Raw genomic sequence first — 20,154 nt, forward strand, 5'->3', positions numbered from 1 at the left:
TTCAGATCGCGCTGCCGTCCGGATCCCTCTCCAGCAGCCACAATCCCGCCCAGAGTTTCGGATCCATCGAATAGCCTTCGCGAATCTTCTGCGCCAGCCACTGCGGTGCGGAATCGAGCGGCACTTCGTGCACGGTGATGTCCTCGCTCTCGTCGCCGCCGCCGTCGTGCACCTTCACCAGGCCGCGGGCGCGGGCGAAGCCGATCATCTCGGTGCTCATGCCGGCCGAGCTCGGTCCGACCATCAGCAGTTTCACTTCGCTGGCCTGCCAGCCCGTTTCCTCCAGCAGCTCTCGACGCGCGGCGTCTTCCATCGTGTCGTCTTCGCCGAGGTCGCCGACGAGGCCGGCCGGCATCTCGATGGTGCGTTGCTGGATCGGCACGCGGAACTGCTCGACGAACAGCAGCTTGTTTTCCGGTGTGATGGCGATGACGATCACCGCCGAACCGGCATGGGTACGCTCGGCGTATTCCCAACTGCCGCGCTGTTTCAGCCGCAGATAGCGGCCCTCGTAAAGGGTTTCGATCTCGTCGCTCATGCGGCGATGCTAACGCGTGGCGCGGAATTTCTACAGGCTGAGCGGCTAGGAGCCGCCGACGGCGGCCTGCAGGCGGCGTCGGGTGATGGGGCCGAAGCGCAGTTGTTCGCTCAATGCGTCCAGCGATTCGGTATCGGCCGGACCGCGTTCGGCCGTGCCGAAATCCTCGGGCAGGGGCGCATCGCGGGCGATGGTCGCCAGCTGGCGCGACAGCAAGGCCAGCTCGCGGTGTTCGCGCAGGCGTTCGGCATGCTGGCTGCTGCCGCGCATGCGCAGGTACGCCACCTCGCCGAGTCGTTCGAGCAAGGCGTCCAGCGAACCGAAATGGCCGAGCAGGGTGGCGGCGGTTTTCGGGCCGATGCCGGGCACGCCGGGGATGTTGTCGATCGCGTCGCCGGTCAGCCCGAGGTAGTCGGCGATCTGGTGCGCATGCACGCCGTATCTCGCCTTCACGCCCTGCGAGGCCCAGCGCTCGTTGCGGCTGAAGTCCCATTGTTCGTCGCCGTCGTCGAGCAATTGCGACAGGTCCTTGTCGGCCGACAGGATCAGGGCGGCGTGGCCCTGCCGTCGCACATGCGCGGCGGCAGTGCCGATCAGGTCGTCCGCTTCGTAGTGCCCGTCGGCGAGCACGCGCAGGCCGAGGGCACGGCACATCTGCTGGCAATAACCGAACTGCTTCTTTAGTTCCGGCGGCGCCGGGTCGCGGTTGGCCTTGTAAGCCGGATAGAGCGCATTGCGGAAGTTCGAGTCCAGCGATTCGTCGAAGGCGAAGGCGATGCGGCCGGGCTTGTGCCGTTCCAGCACGTCCAGCACGAAACGCACGAAACCATGCACGGCATTGACCGGCTGGCCGTCGACATCGTGGAATTCGTCCGGCATCGAATGCCAGGCACGGAACACGTAGAGGCTGGAGTCAACCAACCAGACCGTCGCGGGCTTGCCGGCGGCGCCTGCGCTCACAGCGACAGATCCGACAGCAGGTCGCGCGGATCGGGACGATCGCGTTCGGGCGCCGGCTCGTTCGACGTGCCGATATGCATGAAGCCGAGCAGGCGTTCGTTCTCGGCCAGGCCCAGTCGCGCGAGCACGACGGGGTCGTACGCCGCCCAGCCGGTCAGCCACTGCGCGCCGAAACCCTGAGCCTGCGCCGCCTGCAGCATTGCAAAACACACGGCGCCGCCCGACAACAGCTGTTCGATCTCGGGCACCTTGTGGCCGGGCGTCAATCTAGCGATCACCGCGACGATCAAGGGCGCGAAGGAAAAGCGTCGCCTATCCTTTTCGACCGCGGCCTCCGGCGCCTGCGGGTCGCGTTCGCGGGCACGAGCCGCCAACAGTTCCCCCAGTTGCAGGCGGGTGTCGCCCCGGACACGCAGGAAGCGCCAGGGCGCCAGCTTGCCGTGGTCGGGTACGCGCACTGCGGCAGCGAGGATGGTTTCGAGTTGGGCTTCGTCCGGGCCCGGCTCGCCCAGCTGGCGCGAGGGGGTGGATCGGCGGCGATTGAGCGCCGCCAGGTCGTCGTGGTTTGCCGTCATGTTTCGATTCTAGGCTGTTTCCATGTGCGCCGGATAACGAATCCGTTGCCTGCCCGTAGTCGAACGGGCGGCTTGCGTCATAGACTGCGGACTCCCCCCAAGAACACCCCCGCCATGACCGGTTCGCTCACCGTCGCAGAACTGCAGAGTCGCATCCGCGATCGCGGCGCGATGGTGCTGCTGCCGGTGTTCGACGAAGCGGTGAATCTTGCGGACCAATGGTTGGCCGCATTGGTGGAAAAACATCTGGCGGCCGGCGAGCCCGATTCCGCCAGCCGGCAGCGCGATGCGGTGCGGCGTTTCCGCGTCGCTTCGCGCAAAGCCTTCGGCGACGAACTGACCAACAGCGCCAGCCGCATGCTCCTCTATCGTGGCGTCGACAGCGGACTGGCCGGCGGCCTGAGCCTGCTCGACGACGAGAGCCTCGACCTGCAGCTCGCGCACGAGCATCTCGCCGAATCGTTGAACCGACGCCATCGCGCCGGCATCTCGGCCCTCGACCAGCGCATGGCGGCCTTGCTGGAATGCCAGCCCTTCGGTGCACGGCTTCCGCTCGGCGCCGTCGCCATCGCCGATGCGGCCCGCTCCGGCATCAAGGCGATGGAAGTCGAATCGGCGGTGCGCTCGATGGTGTTGCGCCGATTCGAGGAGTTGGTGTCGACCCCGTTGTTCGACCTGCACAAGGAATTGAACGACATGCTGGCGCGGGCCGGCGTGTTGCCGAACCTGATGGTGGTTTCCGACCAGGACGAACGTCGCCGCGCCCGCGTGCGTTCGGCGCAGGCGCGCGCGCAGAAGGAAGTCGGCGATCAGGACGAGGACGTCGACGATTTCGAAGACCCGGGTCCTCCGGTGCCGGTGGCGCCGCGCGACCGCGAACTGTTCGCGTCACTGATGAGCATGTTGCAGGGCATGCGGGCCGGTGCGCCCGCGCCGGCCGGGCCGCGGCGCGAGCTGTCGTCCACCGAAACCCTGAGCCTGCTGACGAAGATGCAGAAGCAGCCGCCATCCGGTCTCGCCGATGCCCTGTCCGGCGACGGCGATCTCGCCGCCATCCTCAAGCGGGAACTGCTGGGTCGCGCGCAATCGGCCGATCCGCAGGCCGATGCGCCGGCCTTGTCGGCGGGCGAAGACACGGCGGTCGATCTGGTCGGCAACCTGTTCGACGTGCTGATGAACGAGCGCACGAATGCCGATGCCGTCGCCCCCGTACTGGCGAAGATGGTGATGCCCTATGTCAAAGCGACGATGCTCGATCCGCAGCTGTTCGAGCAGCCGGCGCATCCGGCGCGGCGCTTGCTCAACACCGTCACCGAGGCCTGCGAAGACAACGCTGGCGAAAGTTCGCAGGATATCGAGTTGTTGCAGCAGATCGGCTCGGCGATGGATCGCTTGACCGACGAGTTCGACATGGATCTCGCGACCTTCGAGCGCATCGAACGCGAGCTGTCCGAGAAGCTCGATGTGCATCGCCGTCGCTTCGGTCTGGCCGAACGCCGCACGGTCGAGGCACAGAAGGGGCAGGAGCGCCTGGAGAAGGCGCGTCAGCAGGCCGCCGCAGCATCGGTCGGCGTGCTGTCCGGGCGTGAGTTGCCACGAGCGATCGGCGAGTTCCTCAATGGCCAATGGCAGCACCATCTGACGATGGTGGCCTTGCGCCAGGGGCCGGACAGCGAAGGCTTCCATGCCGGCGTTGCCGTCGGTCAGCGCTGGATGGACTTGCTGGACATGGCCAGCCTCGGCGAGCCGCCTTCCCATGCCGCCGCCGACGCCCTGCGCCAGGCGACCCAGACGGTGCTGGCGAGTTCCGGCCTGCAGGACGCGGCGGCGGACCAGATCATGGACGGGCTGATGGCCGCGCTTGCGGCCTGTGCGAAAGGCGATGTCGAGATGCTGCCTGCCGCCGTGGCCGAAGCAACGCCGGTGTCGGAACCGGCGTCGACGCCTGTCGCGACGGTGTCGGTCGCATCCCCCTCCGTTCCCGCCGGCACGGCCGCCGATGACGCGCCGCGCGCCCCGGCCCCCGCGCCCCTGACATCATCCTCGGCCGGGAATCGTTCGAAAACGTCGACCCAGTTGGCCAGCTTGCTGGCCGGGGAAGAGCCGCCCACCGAGGCGGAACTCGCGGAGATGCGCGCCATCCCCGTGAATACCTGGGTGCAGGCGCCGGCGCCGAATGGCGAGCTTCAGGTGGTCAAGCTGTCCTGGGTCAGCGGCATCTCGGGGCTGATGATGTTCGTGACGCGGCGCGGCGCCCGCGCGCTGGTGGCCTCGCCCGAGGAAATGGCGCTGTTCAAGCGCCGTGGCCAGCTGATCGTCTTCGACCGCGAAGCGCCGGTCGACCAGGCCCTGGTGCAGATGGCCAATCGCTTCCGCAAGCGTGCCGCTCAGCCGGCCGAAACGACCGCCGGGTAGGAAACTCGGGGAGTTGCGATTGCGTTCACGGATTCCCAAGCGGGGATGCCTTAAGTTAAGGCCGTGAAAACTCTACCCCCCGAGAGTTCGATGAGCACCGATTCCTTCTCCAACAACGGTCGCTGGGCCCATCAAAAGGACCCGCAGCTGTTCGAAGCGCTACGGCGCACCAGCGTTTCGCACCTGCAGGGCGTGCTCAGCCGCACCCTGGTCAAGGTCGACGACTGGCTGTTCGAGCTGGCGCAGAAGGATGGTGCCTCGAGCGGCTCGCCTCATCTCGATGCCATGCGATCCCTGCGCCATAGCCGCGCGGCGATCGAACGCGCCTACAACGCCCATTTCGAAAAGGGTTTCGACAACCTGCTGCGCCGACTCGCGCCGCTGCAGAACGCCCGCCTGGAACTGAGCCTGCTCGACGACGCCCAGCTCGAAGCGCAGCTCGCCTCGGAAGTGCTGATCGACGCCGTCGAGCGCGCGCACGGTCCGGCGCTGAAGGCGGTGGACCAGCGTTTCGCCGCGATGGTCGGCGTGCGCCAGCTCGAAGCCGAAGTCAATCCGATCAGTTCGCGCAACTTCGCCCAGGCCATCCAGGCATCGCAGAGCGATGTCGTGGTGGCCGAGAACGTGCGCGTCGTCTTCTTCAAGCATTTCGAGCGCGAGCTGACCGAATCGCTCGGCATCCTGCTGACCGAACTCAACGAGCGCTTGGTCGCGGCCGGCATCCTGCCGGAACTCGGCAATCCGAAACCGGCCGAACCGCAATACGCCGCCACGGCGGCGCAGGCCCAGGCGCAGAAGCAGCGTCAGGCCCAGGCACAAGCCGCCGCGCAGCGCCCGCAGGCGTACTCCGATCAGGCGCAGGCCGACGATCGCGCGATGTTCGATGCGCTATGCGGCCTGCTGCGCAGCTGGCGTCCACACCATGAGCCGCTGTCGGCGCCGGCCGCTGCCGGTGGCGTCGGCCCGCGTTCGATGGCGCCGTCGGAACTGGTGTCGGTGCTTTCGCTGTTGCAGCCATCCGTTCCGCGCGCCGTGCAGGAAGCCATGGGTCGCCCGGAAGCTTCGCTTTCGATGCTACTCAAGCAGGAAATGATGACCAATGCGCATCAGCTCGGCCTGCCGGCCGACCAGGTCCGCATCGGCCACGAGGACGAGGATGCCGTCGATCTGGTCGGCATGCTGTTCGACGTCTTGTTCGACGAACGCGATTTCGAAGCGCAGGCGCGCACGCTGATTTCTCGGCTGGTCGTTCCCTATGTGAAAGCGGCGGTGCTCGACCGCCGCCTGTTCCAGTACAAGACCCATCCGGCGCGCCGCCTGCTGAATTCGCTGGCCGAAGCCGTCGAGGGCAACAAGGGCGAAGGCCCGCAGGAACGCGAGTTGCTCGGCAAGGCCGAGGAAACGGTCGACCGCCTGGTGTCGGAGTTCAACGAGGACATCGCGATCTTCGAAACGCTGGAGCAGGAGTTGCGCGCGTTCCTCGAACAGCATCGCCGTCGCATCGAGCTGGCCGAACGCCGTGCTACCGAAGCGCAGCGCGGCCAGGAGCGCCTGGAGCAGGCGCGCACGCTGGCGGCGAGCGAGTTGAGCAAGCGGGTCGAGGCGCGCGAAGTGCCGGATGCGTTGGGCGAGTTCCTCGGCCGTGCCTGGACCCATCATCTTTCGATGATCGCGCTGCGCGAAGGCCCGGAATCGGCGTCGTGGAACGCGGCGCTGGGCGTGGCCGACGGGCTCGTCGACCTGTTGCCCGGCGAAGGCAAGACGGTGCGTTCGCCGGCTCCGGTCGTGAACAACCTGCGCGAACCGCTCGAGCACGTGCTGGCCAGTTCGGGCATCACCGGCGAAGCCGCCTACGAAACCCTGCGTGGTCTGGTCGCGGCGATCGAGAGCGTGCAGCAGCAGATCAAGGCCGGCGCCGCGTCCGAAGCCGCGCCCGCAGCGGCGACCGCCTATGGCGTCGAATCGCTCGTGCAGGAAAACAAACCGTTGCTGAGCCTGGTGTCCGACAAGGATCGCCTGGACTTCGACGCCGAGGACCTGCCCGCCATCCGCGCCCTGAAGGTCGGGGCGTGGATCGATCTGGCCGGCGAAGACGGTCGCCTGCATCCGGCGAAGCTGAGCTGGGTCAGTCCGATCTCGGCGCGCCTGATGTTCGTCAACCGCCGCGGCGTGCGCGTGCTGGTCGCCTCGGTGGAAGAGCTGGCCGCGATGAAGAAGCAGGGCAAGCTCGCGGTACGCGCGCACGACCAGGTCTTCGACCAGGCCTTGCACCGCGTCATGGGTCGCCTGCAGAACGACGTCGCCTGAGCCCGAGCGGCGTAGCGGTTTCGACGAAAGCCCGCGGCATCCGGTAGCATCCTCCCATTCGCGGAGGATGCAGGCATGGCTTCGACCCCCATCATTGGTTTTGCGCGCGAGACCGCGCCAGGCGAGCGCCGGGCAGCGATCAGCCCGGAGACCTGCAAGAAGCTCCTGGCCGCCGGGGCGAAAGTGCGCATCGAATCCGGAGCGGGCATGCCGGCCGGCTTCACCGACGAGAGCTATGCCGGGGCCGAGATAGTTTCCGATCGCAGCGGCTTGCTTGCCGGTGCCGATGTGCTCGTCTGCGTGCAGCCGCCGGGCAATGCCGAACTCGAGAGGCTGAAGGAAGGCGCGATCTTCGTCGGCCTGTTGGCGCCGCACGCCGACGTGGCGCGGATCGATACCCTGGTGTCGCGCAAGGCGACTTCGTTCCCGCTGGAAAAGCTGCCGCGTACGACGCGCGCGCAGGCGATGGACGTGCTCAGTTCGCAGGCCGGCATGGCCGGATACAAGGCAGTGCTGATCGCCGCGCAGCTCGCTCCGCGCTTTTTCCCGATGCTGACCACCGCAGCGGGGACCATCCGTCCGTCGAAAGTGCTGATCGTGGGCGCCGGCGTCGCTGGCCTGCAGGCCATTGCGACGGCACGGCGGCTCGGCGCGCAGGTCGAGGGCTTCGACGTGCGACCGGAAACGCGCGAGCAGATCGAATCGCTGGGCGGCAAGTTCCTCGACCTCGGCGTGTCGGCGAAAGGCGAGGGCGGTTATGCGCGCGAATTGACGGCCGAAGAGCGCGCAGAGCAGCAGCGTCGCCTCGGCGAGCACCTGAAGAACGTCGACGTCATCGTCACGACGGCGGCGGTGCCCGGGCGTCCGGCGCCGAAGATCGTGACGGCGGCGATGGTGCAGGGCATGAAACCGGGCAGCGTCATCGTCGACCTGGCGGCCGAGACCGGCGGCAATTGCGAATTGACGCGTCCGGGGGAAACGATCGAGAGCGGCGGCGTCGCCATCGCCGGCCCTTTGAACCTCGCGAGCATGGGCGCCCTGCACGCCAGCGAGATGTACGCGCGCAACGTGTTCAATTTCCTGTCCCTGATGCTGGACAAGGAGCAGGGAATCAAGCTCGACTGGGAAGACGAGCTGATCGCCAAGACCTGCCTGACGCACGCCGGCGAACGCAAGGCCTGATCGGCCGGTTTCGCCGCGAACCTATTGCGGCGGCGGCACCACGCCGGGGCCGCCTGCCCTGAGCCAGGCGCGGCGCTGTTCCGGGCTCATGTCCTTCCACAGTCCGCGCAGGCGGCGTTGCTCTTCCGGCGGCAGGCGTCGCAATGCTTCGAAACTGTGCCTGACCTGTTCGCGCTGGCGCGGACTCATCTCGCGAAAATTCCGCCAACCATCGCGCATCGCTTCGCGTTTCTCCGGCGGCAGGGCGCGCCAACGTTCGTAGCGCTCGAGCACCTGCACGCGGCGCGAGGCCGGCATGCGATCCCAGCGCTCGGAAAATTCCGCCAGGTCGCGGCGTTGTTGCGCATCGAGCTGGTTCCAGCTCGGCACCGCGACGCCGGGCGGCGGCGTGGAACGCGGCGGCGGCTGCGCCATCGCCGCGAAAGCGAAACAGGCCAGCAGCAGGAAGAGGAGTACGCGCATCAGAGCGCGCCCTCGTCCGGCGCGACCGGCGCATCGCCGAGCCACGAATACATTTCGGAATCGCTTTCGTTGGCCAGCACATCGACTTCCATGTCGGGCGTCAGGGCCGAATTCGCCGTGGCATCGGGTTGCCGCGGCATCCACCAGGCCAGGCCGATCACCAGGGCCGCTGCGGCCGCAGTCCCCATGGGCAGCCAGGCCGGTCGCGATGCACGCGGCGACAGGACGTCGCGTCGCGCCTGGCGCAATCGCAGGGCAGTGTTCATGTCGAGCCGCTCGCTTTGCTGCTCGAACAGTTCCCTGGCCTTGTCGGCCACCGGATCGCGGGGCGGTTCTTGGCGGTTCATCGCCAGTCCTCCAGTTGAAGCCGCAGCGCCTGCATGGCGCGCGACAGATGTGTCTTCACCGAGCCTTCGGAGCAGCCCATGGCCGCCGCCGTCTCGGCGACATTGAGGCCCTGCAGTTCGCGCAGCAGGAAACATTCGCGCTGGCGTCGCGGCAGGGCGCGCAGTGCTTCGCCCAGCGCACGCCAGGCGTGGCCGTCGACATGGCGACGGGCGGGATCCTCGAAAGGATCCGGCAAGGATTCGATCGGATCCTCGACCTCGTCGTCGCTGCGGCCGAAGAAGGCCATCACGCGTCGGCGCACGGCGTTGCGGCGGTGACGATCGGTGAGTTGGCGGCGAAGGATGCTCCAGAACAACGGCGGCCATTCGTCGGCCGGCCGTGCGCGGTACTGCACCAGTTTGATCATCGCTTCCTGCACGGCATCGAGCGCGTCTTCGCGTTGGCCCAGCGCGAGTTCGGCGAGCCGGAAGGCGCGCCGTTCGACGCTGGCGAGGAATTCGTCCAGCGTCGCGGGCAACGCGGCGCCGGTCGCCGCTGCGGCGACCGGTGCCGGCAGCTCGGGCAGGCTGCCGAGATCCAAGTTACGGGTGGCGTCGATCAAAGCGGGCCTCGCGGCGCGCACCGATACGATCCATGCGGCGATCGATGCGGTCGCCTCGGCGATCAAGCCGGTTGGCGGCGCGGTGATGGCCCAGCGCATCCTGCCGGTCAGCGGCACGATCCAGTCGCTGATCGATCCGGTCGCCGCGGCGATCCCAGCGGTGTTCGATCCGGTCGCCGCGATCGTGGGCCTGGACCAGGGTGGTCGCCAGCAGCAGGGGCAGGGCTAGCAGCATGGATTTCATCGTGCCGTCTCCTTCGGTTGGGGGCAATGGTCAGAACGCACGGCGGCCCGCCCGGTTGACCGGAGCGCGACCGGCTTCAGCCTGCGGTTATGATGCGAGGGCCTGACCGGGGAGAACGGCTCGATGGATGGTTTCCTGGCGTTGTACGTCTTCATGCTCGCCGCCTTCACCGGCTACGAGATCATCGGCCGCGTGCCGGTGATCCTGCACACGCCGCTGATGTCGGGTTCGAACTTCGTGCACGGCATCGTGATGATCGGCGCGATGGTCGTCCTCGGCCATGCCGACACCACCACCGAGAAGATCATCGGTTTCCTCGCCGTGCTGATGGGCGCCGGCAATGCCGCCGGTGGTTACGTCGTCACCGAACGCATGCTGGAAATGTTCAAACCGTCCGAGAAGAAGGAGGGCGGCGCATGAGCTGGCTGCCGCTGCTGGTCAAGGCCAGCTACTTCGTCGCCGCGCTGTTGTTCATTCTCGGCATCAAGCGCATGGCTTCGCCGAAGACGGCGGCCAGCGGTATCCGTTGGGCCGGCGCCGGCATGCTGCTGGCGACGGTGGCGACGTTCCTGCTGCCGGGCCTGCACAATCTCGCGCTGATCGCGCTGGCGGTCGCGCTCGGTACGATCGTCGCCTGGATTTCCGGCAAGAAGGTCGCGATGACCGACATGCCGCAGATGGTCGCGCTGTACAACGGGCTCGGCGGCGGTTCGGCGGCGGCGATCGGCGCCGTGGAGTTGCTGAAGTTCTCCGCGCTCGGGCAGGCGCCTTCGCAGACGGCGCTGGTGCTCGCCGTCGTCGGTGCGCTGATCGGTTCGATCTCGCTGACCGGCTCGGTCATCGCCTGGGCCAAGCTCGACGGGCGCATGGACAAGCGTTTCGTCTTCCCCGGCCAGCAATTGTTCAATGGTCTCGTATTTCTCGCAGCCGTCGGCCTCGGCGCCGCGACGGTATTCCTGTTGCAGCAGCCGTTGATCATCGGATTCTTCGTCGCCGCGCTCGCCGTCGGCGTGCTGATGACCCTGCCGATCGGCGGCGCCGACATGCCGGTGGTGATTTCGCTGTACAACGCGCTGACCGGTCTGGCGGTTTCGTTCGAGGGCTATGTGCTCGGAAACGAAGCGCTGATCATCGCCGGCATGGTGGTCGGCGCGGCCGGCACGATGCTGACGCAGTTGATGGCCAAGGCGATGAACCGTTCCATCGCCAGCGTATTGTTCGGCAGCTTCGGCGCCAGCGGCCAGGCCGCCGAAATCACCGGCGCGCAAAAACCCATCGAAGCGGGCGACGTCGCGGCGATGATGGCCTACGCCGAACGCGTGGTGATCGTCCCTGGTTACGGCCTGGCCGTCGCGCAGGCGCAGCACAAGGTGTGGGAGCTGACGCAATTGCTGCTCAAGCGTGGCGTGAAGGTGAAGTTCGCGATCCATCCGGTCGCGGGCCGCATGCCTGGCCACATGAACGTGCTGCTGGCGGAGGCCGGCGTGCCTTACGACCTGATCGCCGACATGGACGACATCAATCCGGAATTCCCGAACACTGACGTATCGCTGGTGATCGGCGCCAACGACGTCGTCAACCCGGTGGCGAAGACCGATCCGGCGTCGCCGATCTACGGCATGCCGATCCTGGACGTGGTTTCGTCGAAGAACTCGATCGTCGTCAAACGCGGCAAGGGCACGGGTTTCGCCGGCATCGAGAACGCGCTGTTCTACGCCGACAATACCCGCATGTTGTACGGCGATGCGGCCGCGGCGATCGGCCAGCTCGTGTCGGAACTGAAGTCGGTCGACGGCGGGCACTGAGGCGCCGCCGACGTTGCCTCAACGCCTCGGACGCGTGAGCCAGGCGGCTAGCGGTAAGGACAGCAGGATCAGGGCGTAGTCCAGCGTTCCCAACGAAAGCCGGGTCAGGGCTTCGAACAGCACAGGCCCCAGTCGCAAGGCCGAATTCAGCGGATCCAGTCCCATCACCAGGCCGATGCGGGTGGCGACGATCAACCACAACCCGCCGGCGATCGCCAGCGCCGTCGCACAGACGGCCAGCGCGATGCGGCCCCTGCCTTCGGGCGCGCGGGCCAGGCGCAGCATGAATGCGATGTCGACGGCGGCCAGCAGCGCCAGCCAGGCATGCGCTTTCCCGCTCAGTACCGCCACGAACGTCCAGACGGCCATGAAGCCCAGGCAGCCGGCGAGGGCCGCGACGCAGGGCAACAGCCAGCGGAATGGAGAAAAGGCAGGGGGCACGCGCGGTCCTGACGGGACGAACCGGTAAAATAACCGGGTTCCCCCGCCGAGCACAGAAAGACCGTGAGCTATTCCCGCACCAGCGAGCCCGTAAAGCTAGAGCGCGACTGCGCGGCCGTACTCGTGCCACAGGGCGACAAGGTCACCCTGCCGGCGGGCAGCATCGGGTACATCACGCAGGCCTTGGGAGGCTCGTTCACCGTTTTCATCGAAGGCAACCTGTTCCGCATCGCGGGCGAGGACGCCGATGCCCTCGGCAAGGAACCGCCGGCGCCGCTGAGCCTCGCGGATGAATCCGACGACGAGGCCGTCGAGCAACTCGTCTGGAAACAGCTCCGCACCTGCTTCGACCCGGAGATCCCGGTCAATATCGTCGAACTGGGTCTGGTGTATTCCTGCGATATCGAACGCGTGGAGGGCGGCAAGCGTCGCGCCGTGATCCGTATGACCCTGACGGCGCCTGCCTGCGGCATGGGGGACATCCTCGTCGAGGACGTGCGCAGCAAGGTGGAGCGCGTGCCGACCGTCGAAGAAGCCGACGTCGAGCTGGTCTTCGACCCGCCCTGGAACCAGAGCATGATGTCGGACGTGGCGCGGCTCGAAACCGGGATGCTCTGAGGCGGTCGCGGCGGGCCAGGGATGCTTGCGAATCGTGCATTTCGCCTGAAGTTCCCGGTCATGTTGCAGCGCAGCGTGACCCGCCTGGTAGCGGCCGCTACGGTCACCAAGTCACGTTATTCAGCGTGCACACCTTATTGAATATGTCTGAGGCCCCCATGTCCCGATTCCCCGTCCGTGCGCCGCGCCAGCAGCGCCTTGCCATCGCCACTGCCCTTGTCCTCGCCGCCAGCGGCGCCGACGCCGCTTCGCGCGTCGAACTGCATCGCCTGGACCTGGCCCAGGTCAACCACCAGTACCGACTCGCGACCCAGGGTTTGGCGGCAGCGACTTCGGCCCAGCAGCGGCATGCGGAACTGCTTGGCCTGGATTCCGAATCCAGCCTGCAGGTGCTGACGCACCGCGTGGACAAGGAAGGCACCAATTACTACCGCTACCAGCAGACCTTCCGCGGCATTCCGATCTTCGGCGAGCAGGTCGTCGTCAGCGAAGGCCGCGGCATCGTGCGTAATCTGTTCGGCCGCAAAGTGTCCGGACTGGCTTCGGAACTGCCGCGCAACGCCCGCGTGATGCCCTCGAGCCGCGCGCTGACGCTCGGCAAGGCCGCAGCGCTCGGTGATCGCCAGGGCGGCATGATCTTCGAGAACGAGAAAGCGCGCGAAATGATCTACATCGACGACGGCGGCCGCGCCCATCGCGCTTATGTCGTGGAGTTCTTCGCCGACAAGCCCGAAGGCGGTGCGCCGACGCGTCCCTTCGTCATCCTCGATGCCGCCAGCGGCGCCGTGCTGAAGAAGTGGGAAGGCCTGGCTCATTCGTTGATCGGCACCGGCCCGGGCGGAAACCTGAAGACCGGCCAGTACGAATACGGCACCAACTACGGTTACCTCGATGTCGAGCAGAGCGGTACGACCTGCACGATGACCAATTCCGTGGTCAAGACCGTGAACCTCAACGGCAAGACTTCGGGCAGCACGGCGTTCAGCTACACCTGCCCGCGCAACACCGTGAAGGAAATCAACGGCGCCTATTCGCCGCTGAACGATGCCCATTATTTCGGCAAGGTCATCTACGACATGTACGGCGCCTACGTCGGCGTCGCCCCGCTGACCTTCCAGCTGATGATGCGCGTGCACTACTCGAAGAACTACGAGAACGCCTTCTGGAACGGCACGTCGATGACCTTCGGCGACGGCAAGAACACCTTCCATCCGCTCGTCAGCCTGGACGTGTCGGCACATGAGGTCTCGCACGGCTTCACCGAGCAGAACTCCAACCTGATCTACGACGGCCGTTCGGGCGGCATGAACGAAGCCTTCTCGGACATGGCCGGCGAAGCGGCCGAGTACTACATGAAGGGCTCGAACGACTGGATGGTCGGCGCCGATATCTTCAAGGCGGCGGGCGCCCTGCGCTACATGAACAATCCGCCGCAGGACGGCGCTTCGATCGACAACGCCGCCAACTACTACGACGGCATCGACGTGCATTATTCGTCGGGCGTCTACAACAAGGCGTTCTATCTGCTGGCGATCAAGCCGAACTGGAACACGCAGAAGGCGTTCAAGGCCTTCGCCCGCGCCAACCAGCTGTACTGGACGCCGAGCGTGGGCTTCAACCAGGGCGCCTGCGGCGTGCAGACCGCAGCCAGCGACCTGGGCTATGCGGCTGCCGATGTCACCGCGGCGTTCGCCTCGGTCGGCGTGGTTTGCGGTTCGCCCGATAGCGGTGGCGGCGGCGGCGGTGGCGGTAGCGACGTCGATGGCGGTCCGTTGACCAACAACGTGGCGGTCACCGGTATCACAGCGACCACCGGCAACGCGGTCACCTATACGCTTGCCGTGCCGTCCGGCGCGAGCAACCTCAACTTCGTGGCGTCCGGCGGCACCGGCGACATGGACATGTACGTCAAGTTTGGCAGCGCGCCGACCGACAGCAGTTACGACTGCCGTCCGTACAAGTCCGGCAATGCCGAAACCTGCACCTTCGCGACGCCGCAGGCCGGCACCTACCACGTGCGCATGAAGGCCTATTCCAGCTATTCGGGCGTCACGCTGACCCCGAGTTTCACTACGGGCGGTGGCGGTGGCGGCGGCGGTACGCAGACCTACTCGAACAACACGTCGACGCCGATCCCGGATCGCAGCAGCATCACGAGTACGATCAATGTCAGCGGTCGTAGCGGCAATGCGCCGACCAATGCACAGGTGGCCGTGAACATCACGCACCCGCGCCGCGGCGAACTGAAGGTCGATCTGCTCGCACCGGATGGCAGCGTGTACGTGCTGAAGGCTACCGATCGTCTCGACACGGGTTCCAATGTCGTGCAGACGTTCACGGTGAACCTGTCCACTGAAGCGCTCAATGGCGCCTGGAAGCTGCGCGTGACCGATTCGCTGCGCCTGCAGTCCGGCACCTTGAACAATTGGAGCGTCACTTTCTGATTCTTCGCGGCGATGCGTAAGAAAAACCCCGGCCCAGTGCCGGGGTTTTTCGTTCTGAAGCGTCGGATTCGCGATCGACTTTGCGCAAAAACGGAAATTGCGGCGTTGCCGCAAGGAAATCTCGCGTCATCCCAAGGCTTGCGGTGTTGAGCATGGCCCGACGGCGAGGGCCGTTTTGCGTCGCAGCAAACGATGAAAAAGCCCGTAAATCCGCCGAGGTCAGTGTCGCTGGCGTCAAGCATTTTCAACGCCATTGACCCTGGGGACAAAGCTGTTGCACTGCAGCGTGACCCGTGACTTTCGTCACGCTACGGTCGGCCCCGCCTGACGATTTTGTGAAAGTCGTCACGTCATCCGGGTGACGCTGCACCTCCCCTGGTTCTGATCTCGAGGCCTTCGAGGCCCCGCAGGGAAGAGCGTGCGTCGAGGGGGCCCGGAAGCAAGGATGCCGTTATGGCCCTTTGGCCGCCCACCAACTTAGACCGGGGAAACACCATCGTGATCCGATCCAATCAGAACGTGCTCCGCCTGCATCAGCTCGCCGCCGCCACCGCCCTGCTCCTGGCCGGCACCACCGCCCATGCCGCTGCGCGCACCGATCTCCACCAGGCCGACCTGGCCAAGGTGAACCATCAGTACCGCCTCGCGACCCAGGGCATGTCCTCGGTCAAGCCGGAGCAGCGCCACGCCGAACTCGTGGGCCTGGATTCCGAGTCCCGCCTGACGGTGCTGACGCACCGCACGGACAAGGACGGCACCAACCACTACCGCTACCAGCAGACCTTCCGCGGCATCCCGATCTTCGGCGAGCAGATCATCGTCAGCGAAGGCCGTGGCATCGTGCGCAACCTGTTCGGCCGCAAGGTCGACGGCCTGGCGGCCCAGCTGCCGCGCAACGCCACCCTGATGGCCAAGACCCGCGCCTTCGATATCGGCAAGCAGGCCGCTCTCGGCGACCGCGCCGGTTCGATGAACGTCCAGCGCGCCAGCACGACGCAGCAGATCTTCATCGATGACGCCGGCAAGGCCCACATGGCCTACGTCGTCACCTTCTTCGCCGACGGCAGCGGCAAGGCCACCCGTCCGTTCGTCATCCTCGACGCCGCCAGCGGCGCCGTGCTGAAGCAGTGGGACGGCCTGACGCACGCCCTGGTCGGCACCGGCCCTGGCGGCAACGCCAAGACCGGCCAGTACGAATACGGCACGAACTACGGCTACAACGACGTGACGCAGAGCGGCACGACGTGCACCATGAACAACACCAACGTCAAGACGGTGAACCTCAACAACGCTACGTCGAACACCAGCAACACGGCGTTCTCGTACACCTGCCCGCGCAACACCGTGAAGACCATCAACGGCGCCTACTCGCCGCTGAACGACGCCCACTACTTCGGCGGCGTGATCTTCAACATGTACAACGCCTACTTCGGCCGCGCGCCGCTGACCTCGCAGCTCGTGATGAAGGTGCACTACCGCACCAGCTACGAGAACGCCTTCTGGGACGGCAGCGCGATGACCTTCGGCGACGGCGCCAGCACGTTCTATCCGCTGGTCAGCCTCGACGTGTCCTCGCACGAGGTCTCGCACGGCTTCACCGAGCAGAACTCGAACCTGACCTATTCGGGCCAGTCGGGCGGCATCAATGAAGCCTATTCCGACATGGCCGGCGAAGCCGCCGAGTTCTACATGCGCGGTTCGAACGACTGGCTGGTCGGCGCCGACATCTTCAAGGGTTCGGGCGCGCTGCGTTACATGAACAACCCGCCGCAGGACGGCGCGTCGATCGACAACGCCGCCAACTACACCAGCTCGATGGACGTGCACTACTCCTCGGGCGTGTACAACAAGGCGTTCTACCTGCTGGCGAACAAGCCGGGCTGGGGCACGGTCAAGGCCTTCCAGGTCTTCGCCCGCGCCAACGACCTGTACTGGACCGCGAGCACGACCTTCAACCAGGGCGCCTGCGGCGTGCAGACGGCCGCGACCGACCTCGGCTTTACCGTGGCCGACGTCACGGCGGCCTTCACCTCGGTCGGCGTGAGCTGCTCGGGCGGCGGTGGCGGCGGTGGCGACACCAACGGCGGCGCGCTGAGCAATGGCGTGGCCAAGACGGGCCAGGCCCAGACCACCGGCTACTCCATCAACTACACGATGGCCGTTCCGGCCGGCGCCACGGGCCTGAAGTTCGTGACCTCGGGCGGCACCGGCGACGCCGACATGTACGTCAAGTTCGGCAGCGCCCCGACCGACAGCAGCTACGACTGCCGTCCGTACGCTTCGGGCAACGCCGAAACCTGCAACATCGCGACGGCACAGGCCGGCACCTACTACGTCCGCCTGAAGGCCTACTCGAGCTTCACCGGCGTCAGCCTGACCGGCAGCTACACCGCCGGCGGCGGTGGCGGCAGCACGCAGACCTACACCAACGGCACCGACGTCAACATCCCGGACAACAATGCCACGGGCGTGACGAGCAACATCGCGGTTTCCGGTCGTACCGGCAACGGCCTGAGCAACACCCAGGTCGCCGTCAACATCGTGCACCCGTACAAGGGTGACCTGATCGTCGACGTGATCGCTCCGGACGGCACCGTGTACAACGTGCACAACCGCACGGGCGGCAGCGCCGACAACATCAACCAGACCTTCACGGTCAATCTGTCCAGCGAAGTCCTCAACGGCACCTGGAAGCTGCGTGCGGCGGACCGCGCGGGTTCCGACGTCGGCTACATCAACAGCTGGAGCATCACGTTCTAATTCGCGGGCTCCGGCCCACGACCAAACCCCGGCTTCGGCCGGGGTTTTTTTGCGCCGCACCAGGCGATGCGTCGGCGTATTCAGCCCCGGGAACCCGAACTCGGTTATGCTCGGCAGCTTCTCCGGCACCCCCGGGCCATGAGGTCGCGGCCGGCTCTCCGCCGTCCACGCGAAAACGAGGAAATCGAAGGATGAAGCTTCTCTACGCTACCGCCCTGCTGCCTCTACTGGCATTCGCCGCTCCCGGCGAAGCGGCCCAGCCCCAGTCCGGCGCCAAGCACGACAGTCGCCACGCCGGCGAACTCGCGTCCCTGCGCAAGAGCGAAGATCCGTTCGCCACAGTCTATATCCTGACCTCGCGCAAGACCTGGGACTCCGGCGTCAACATCATCGCGCGCAACCCTGTCGCGCGCCGCGACAGCGTCGGCAGCGATCTCGTGATCGGCCAGATCAAGGCCTACCAGCTCAGCGACGTCAGTCATGTCGTGCACGAGAACGAAAAGCGCTGCGGCGGCTATTTCGCTTTCAACAGCCAGGCCGAAGCCGAAGCTTTCCTGCGCTCGGACCGGGCGGCGAGTTCGCTGAAGACGACTTTCGCGACCTACACGCTGGACAACCAGGCGACGGTGAATCCGTGGCTGCCGCAGGTTTCCGAACTCAATATCCGCAATACCATCAGCCACCTTTCGACCGCCTATCCGAACCGCTACTACGCCAGCACCACCGGCGTGACGTCGGCCAACTGGATTCGCGATACCTGGCTGGCCCTGGGTAACGGACGTAGCGACGTCAGCGTCGAACTGTTCACCGCCTGCGGCAATTGCGGCGGACAGCCGTCCGTCATCCTGACGGTGCAAGGCACCGACCTCGCCGACGAAATCGTCGTGCTCGGAGGTCATCTCGACTCCATCTCCAACAGCGGCAGCGGCAATTCGATGAATGCCCCGGGCGCGGACGACGATGCTTCCGGCATCGCCACGCTGACCGAGGTCATCCGCATCGCGCTGGCCAATGGCTGGAAGCCGCGCCGCACGGTCAAGTTCATGGGCTATGCCGCCGAGGAAGTCGGCCTGCGCGGCTCGAACGCCATCGCCCAGTCGTTCAAGAGCCAGGGCAAGAACGTCGTCGGCGTGCTGCAGTTGGACATGACGAACTATCGCGGCGGCTCCAGCCTCGACATGCGCATCATCACCGACTTCTCCAACTCCAACCTGAAGACGTTTTTCGGCACGCTGTTCGATACCTATCTCGTCCCGCTGGGTCTCAAGCGCGGCACCTATACCTGCGGTTACGGCTGTTCGGACCACGCTTCATGGACGAGCGCCGGTTTTCCGGCGGCGATGATGTACGAAGCCGGCGAGTACGATTTCCTGCACACGACCAGCGATACGCTGGCGACGATGGGCAACACCGCCGCGGCGAGCGTCGCGTTGGGCAAGTTCGGCCTGGCCTACCTGGGTGAGCTGGCCAAGACCGCCGGTACCGGCAATGCGGCGCCGGTGGCGAATTTCTCGTATGCCGCAACGGGTCTGACCGCCAACTTCACCGACTTGTCCGGCGACAGCGACGGCAGCATCGCTTCGCGCAGCTGGAACTTCGGCGATGGCGGCACGTCCACGGCGACCAATCCCAGTCACGTCTATGCCGCCGGTGGTTCCTATAGCGTGACCCTGACCGTCACCGACAACAGCGGCGCCAGCAACAGCAAGACGCAGAGCGTCGCCGTCACCGACCCGTCGGGAAGCACGGTACTGACCAACGGCGTCGCGGTCACCAACCTGTCGGCTTCGACCGGCAATGTCCTGAACTACACGCTGGTCGTGCCGACCGGCGCGACGTCCCTGAAGTTCGAACTGGCGGCGGGCACCGGCAACGCCGATCTCTACGTGAAGTTCGGCAGTGCGCCCACCGACACGGTTTACGACTGCCGGCCCTACAAGGCGACGAATACCGAAACCTGCGACATCCCGGCGCCGCAGGCCGGCACGTACTATGTGCGCGTCAAGGCGCGCAAGAGTTTCTCCGGCGTACGCCTGACCGGCAGCTACGTGGTGCCGGGCGGCGGTGGCGGCGTGCAGACCTACAGCAACAATGCGTCCACTGCGCTGCCGGATCGTCGCACGGTGAATAGCTCCATCCTGGTGTCCGGTCGCAGCGGCAATGCCGCGGCTGCCACCGAGGTGGGCGTCAACATCACCCATCCGCGTCGCGGCGATCTGCGCATCCTGTTGATCGCGCCGGACGGCACGAACTACCTGCTGAAGGCGGCCAATGCCTCCGACACGGCCGCCAATGTCGTGGAGACGTATACGATCAATGCTTCGAGCGAAGCCTTGAACGGCACCTGGAAGCTGCGCGTGACCGATCAGGCGGCGGGCCAGGAAGGCACGCTGAACTCCTGGACGCTGCGTTTCTGATACGCACCATGCAGAAACTAAAAAACCCGGCCTAGGC

At 66.1% G+C, this 20,154-nt stretch carries 17 protein-coding genes; 10 read left to right on the forward strand and 7 right to left on the reverse strand.

Going from position 1 to position 20,154, the window contains the following annotated elements; all coding sequences use genetic code 11:
- Window position 1: 1 nt before the first annotated feature.
- Genes QM707_RS03280 through QM707_RS03290 form a run of 3 tightly spaced genes read right to left on the reverse strand, consistent with a single transcriptional unit; the run spans window position 2 to window position 2,073 of the window.
- Window positions 2–538 carry an NUDIX hydrolase gene (locus tag QM707_RS03280; protein WP_415000444.1) on the reverse strand — a complete coding sequence of 179 codons (537 nt, stop codon included), beginning with the start codon at window positions 536–538 and terminating at the stop codon, window positions 2–4.
- A gap of 45 nt (window positions 539–583) precedes the next feature.
- Window positions 584–1,498 carry a 5'-3' exonuclease gene (locus QM707_RS03285; protein WP_415000445.1) on the reverse strand — a complete coding sequence of 305 codons (915 nt, stop codon included), beginning with the start codon at window positions 1,496–1,498 and terminating at the stop codon, window positions 584–586.
- Window positions 1,495–2,073 carry a nitroreductase gene (locus QM707_RS03290; RefSeq protein ID WP_415000446.1) on the reverse strand — a complete coding sequence of 193 codons (579 nt, stop codon included), beginning with the start codon at window positions 2,071–2,073 and terminating at the stop codon, window positions 1,495–1,497. Before QM707_RS03290 ends, QM707_RS03285 begins: the two co-directional genes overlap by 4 nt.
- Window positions 2,074–2,187: 114 nt before the next feature.
- Here QM707_RS03290 and QM707_RS03295 point away from each other — a divergent pair, with 114 nt between their 5' ends.
- From QM707_RS03295 to QM707_RS03305, 3 genes are all read left to right on the forward strand, one after another.
- Window positions 2,188–4,488, forward strand: coding sequence for a DUF1631 family protein (locus tag QM707_RS03295; protein ID WP_415000447.1), 2,301 nt, complete (start codon window positions 2,188–2,190; stop codon window positions 4,486–4,488).
- A gap of 90 nt (window positions 4,489–4,578) precedes the next feature.
- Entirely contained in the window at window positions 4,579–6,795 is a 2,217-nt protein-coding gene (locus tag QM707_RS03300; RefSeq protein ID WP_415000448.1) for a DUF1631 family protein, read from the forward strand.
- Between the two features lie 75 nt (window positions 6,796–6,870).
- A complete protein-coding gene (locus QM707_RS03305) occupies window positions 6,871–7,977 on the forward strand; it encodes an NAD(P) transhydrogenase subunit alpha (RefSeq protein WP_415000449.1) in 1,107 nt (368 codons plus the stop codon).
- 21 nt (window positions 7,978–7,998) lie between these two features.
- Here the strand turns inward: QM707_RS03305 and QM707_RS03310 are convergent, their stop codons facing one another.
- The 3 genes from QM707_RS03310 to QM707_RS03320 are packed head-to-tail and all read right to left on the reverse strand — an operon-like array spanning window position 7,999 to window position 9,388.
- The gene (locus QM707_RS03310; RefSeq protein ID WP_415000450.1) at window positions 7,999–8,439 is read right to left on the reverse strand and encodes a DUF3106 domain-containing protein; all 441 of its coding nucleotides are present in this window, start codon (window positions 8,437–8,439) and stop codon (window positions 7,999–8,001) included.
- Window positions 8,439–8,786, reverse strand: coding sequence for a hypothetical protein (locus QM707_RS03315; protein WP_415000451.1), 348 nt, complete (start codon window positions 8,784–8,786; stop codon window positions 8,439–8,441). Before QM707_RS03315 ends, QM707_RS03310 begins: the two co-directional genes overlap by 1 nt.
- Window positions 8,783–9,388: an RNA polymerase sigma factor gene (locus QM707_RS03320; protein WP_415000452.1), complete on the reverse strand. Its 606-nt coding sequence runs from the start codon at window positions 9,386–9,388 to the stop codon at window positions 8,783–8,785. The genes QM707_RS03315 and QM707_RS03320 overlap by 4 nt, the downstream gene beginning before the upstream one ends.
- Here QM707_RS03320 and QM707_RS03325 point away from each other — a divergent pair.
- From QM707_RS03325 to QM707_RS03335, 3 genes are all read left to right on the forward strand, one after another.
- Complete coding sequence (locus QM707_RS03325) at window positions 9,375–9,617, forward strand: hypothetical protein (protein ID WP_415000453.1); 243 nt, start codon at window positions 9,375–9,377, stop codon at window positions 9,615–9,617. The two genes, QM707_RS03320 and QM707_RS03325, sit on opposite strands and share 14 nt — an antisense overlap.
- Window positions 9,618–9,755: 138 nt before the next feature.
- A complete protein-coding gene (locus QM707_RS03330; RefSeq protein ID WP_415000454.1) occupies window positions 9,756–10,052 on the forward strand; it encodes an NAD(P) transhydrogenase subunit alpha in 297 nt (98 codons plus the stop codon).
- A complete protein-coding gene (locus QM707_RS03335; RefSeq protein WP_415000455.1) occupies window positions 10,049–11,437 on the forward strand; it encodes an NAD(P)(+) transhydrogenase (Re/Si-specific) subunit beta in 1,389 nt (462 codons plus the stop codon). The genes QM707_RS03330 and QM707_RS03335 overlap by 4 nt, the downstream gene beginning before the upstream one ends.
- 18 nt (window positions 11,438–11,455) lie before the next feature.
- On the opposite strand, the gene QM707_RS03340 is transcribed toward QM707_RS03335, so the two are convergent.
- The gene (locus QM707_RS03340; protein ID WP_415000456.1) at window positions 11,456–11,878 is read right to left on the reverse strand and encodes a hypothetical protein; all 423 of its coding nucleotides are present in this window, start codon (window positions 11,876–11,878) and stop codon (window positions 11,456–11,458) included.
- 63 nt (window positions 11,879–11,941) lie between these two features.
- Between QM707_RS03340 and sufT the strand changes: the two genes are divergently transcribed.
- The 4 genes from sufT to QM707_RS03360 all read left to right on the forward strand — a co-directional run bounded on the left by sufT (window position 11,942) and on the right by QM707_RS03360 (window position 20,117).
- Window positions 11,942–12,496 (forward strand): putative Fe-S cluster assembly protein SufT, encoded by a 555-nt coding sequence (gene sufT / locus QM707_RS03345; protein ID WP_415000457.1) that lies wholly within the window; start codon window positions 11,942–11,944, stop codon window positions 12,494–12,496.
- A gap of 158 nt (window positions 12,497–12,654) precedes the next feature.
- Complete coding sequence (locus QM707_RS03350; protein WP_415000458.1) at window positions 12,655–14,940, forward strand: M4 family metallopeptidase; 2,286 nt, start codon at window positions 12,655–12,657, stop codon at window positions 14,938–14,940.
- 498 nt (window positions 14,941–15,438) lie between these two features.
- On the forward strand, window positions 15,439–17,700 hold the full coding sequence (locus tag QM707_RS03355) for a M4 family metallopeptidase (protein ID WP_415000459.1): 2,262 nt from the start codon (window positions 15,439–15,441) through the stop codon (window positions 17,698–17,700).
- A 191-nt stretch (window positions 17,701–17,891) separates the two neighbouring features.
- The gene (locus QM707_RS03360; protein ID WP_415000460.1) at window positions 17,892–20,117 is read left to right on the forward strand and encodes a M20/M25/M40 family metallo-hydrolase; all 2,226 of its coding nucleotides are present in this window, start codon (window positions 17,892–17,894) and stop codon (window positions 20,115–20,117) included.
- The last annotated feature ends 37 nt before the right edge of the window (window positions 20,118–20,154 follow it).

The organism is Arenimonas sp. (genome assembly GCF_047602345.1).
Lineage (GTDB): Bacteria > Pseudomonadota > Gammaproteobacteria > Xanthomonadales > Xanthomonadaceae > Arenimonas.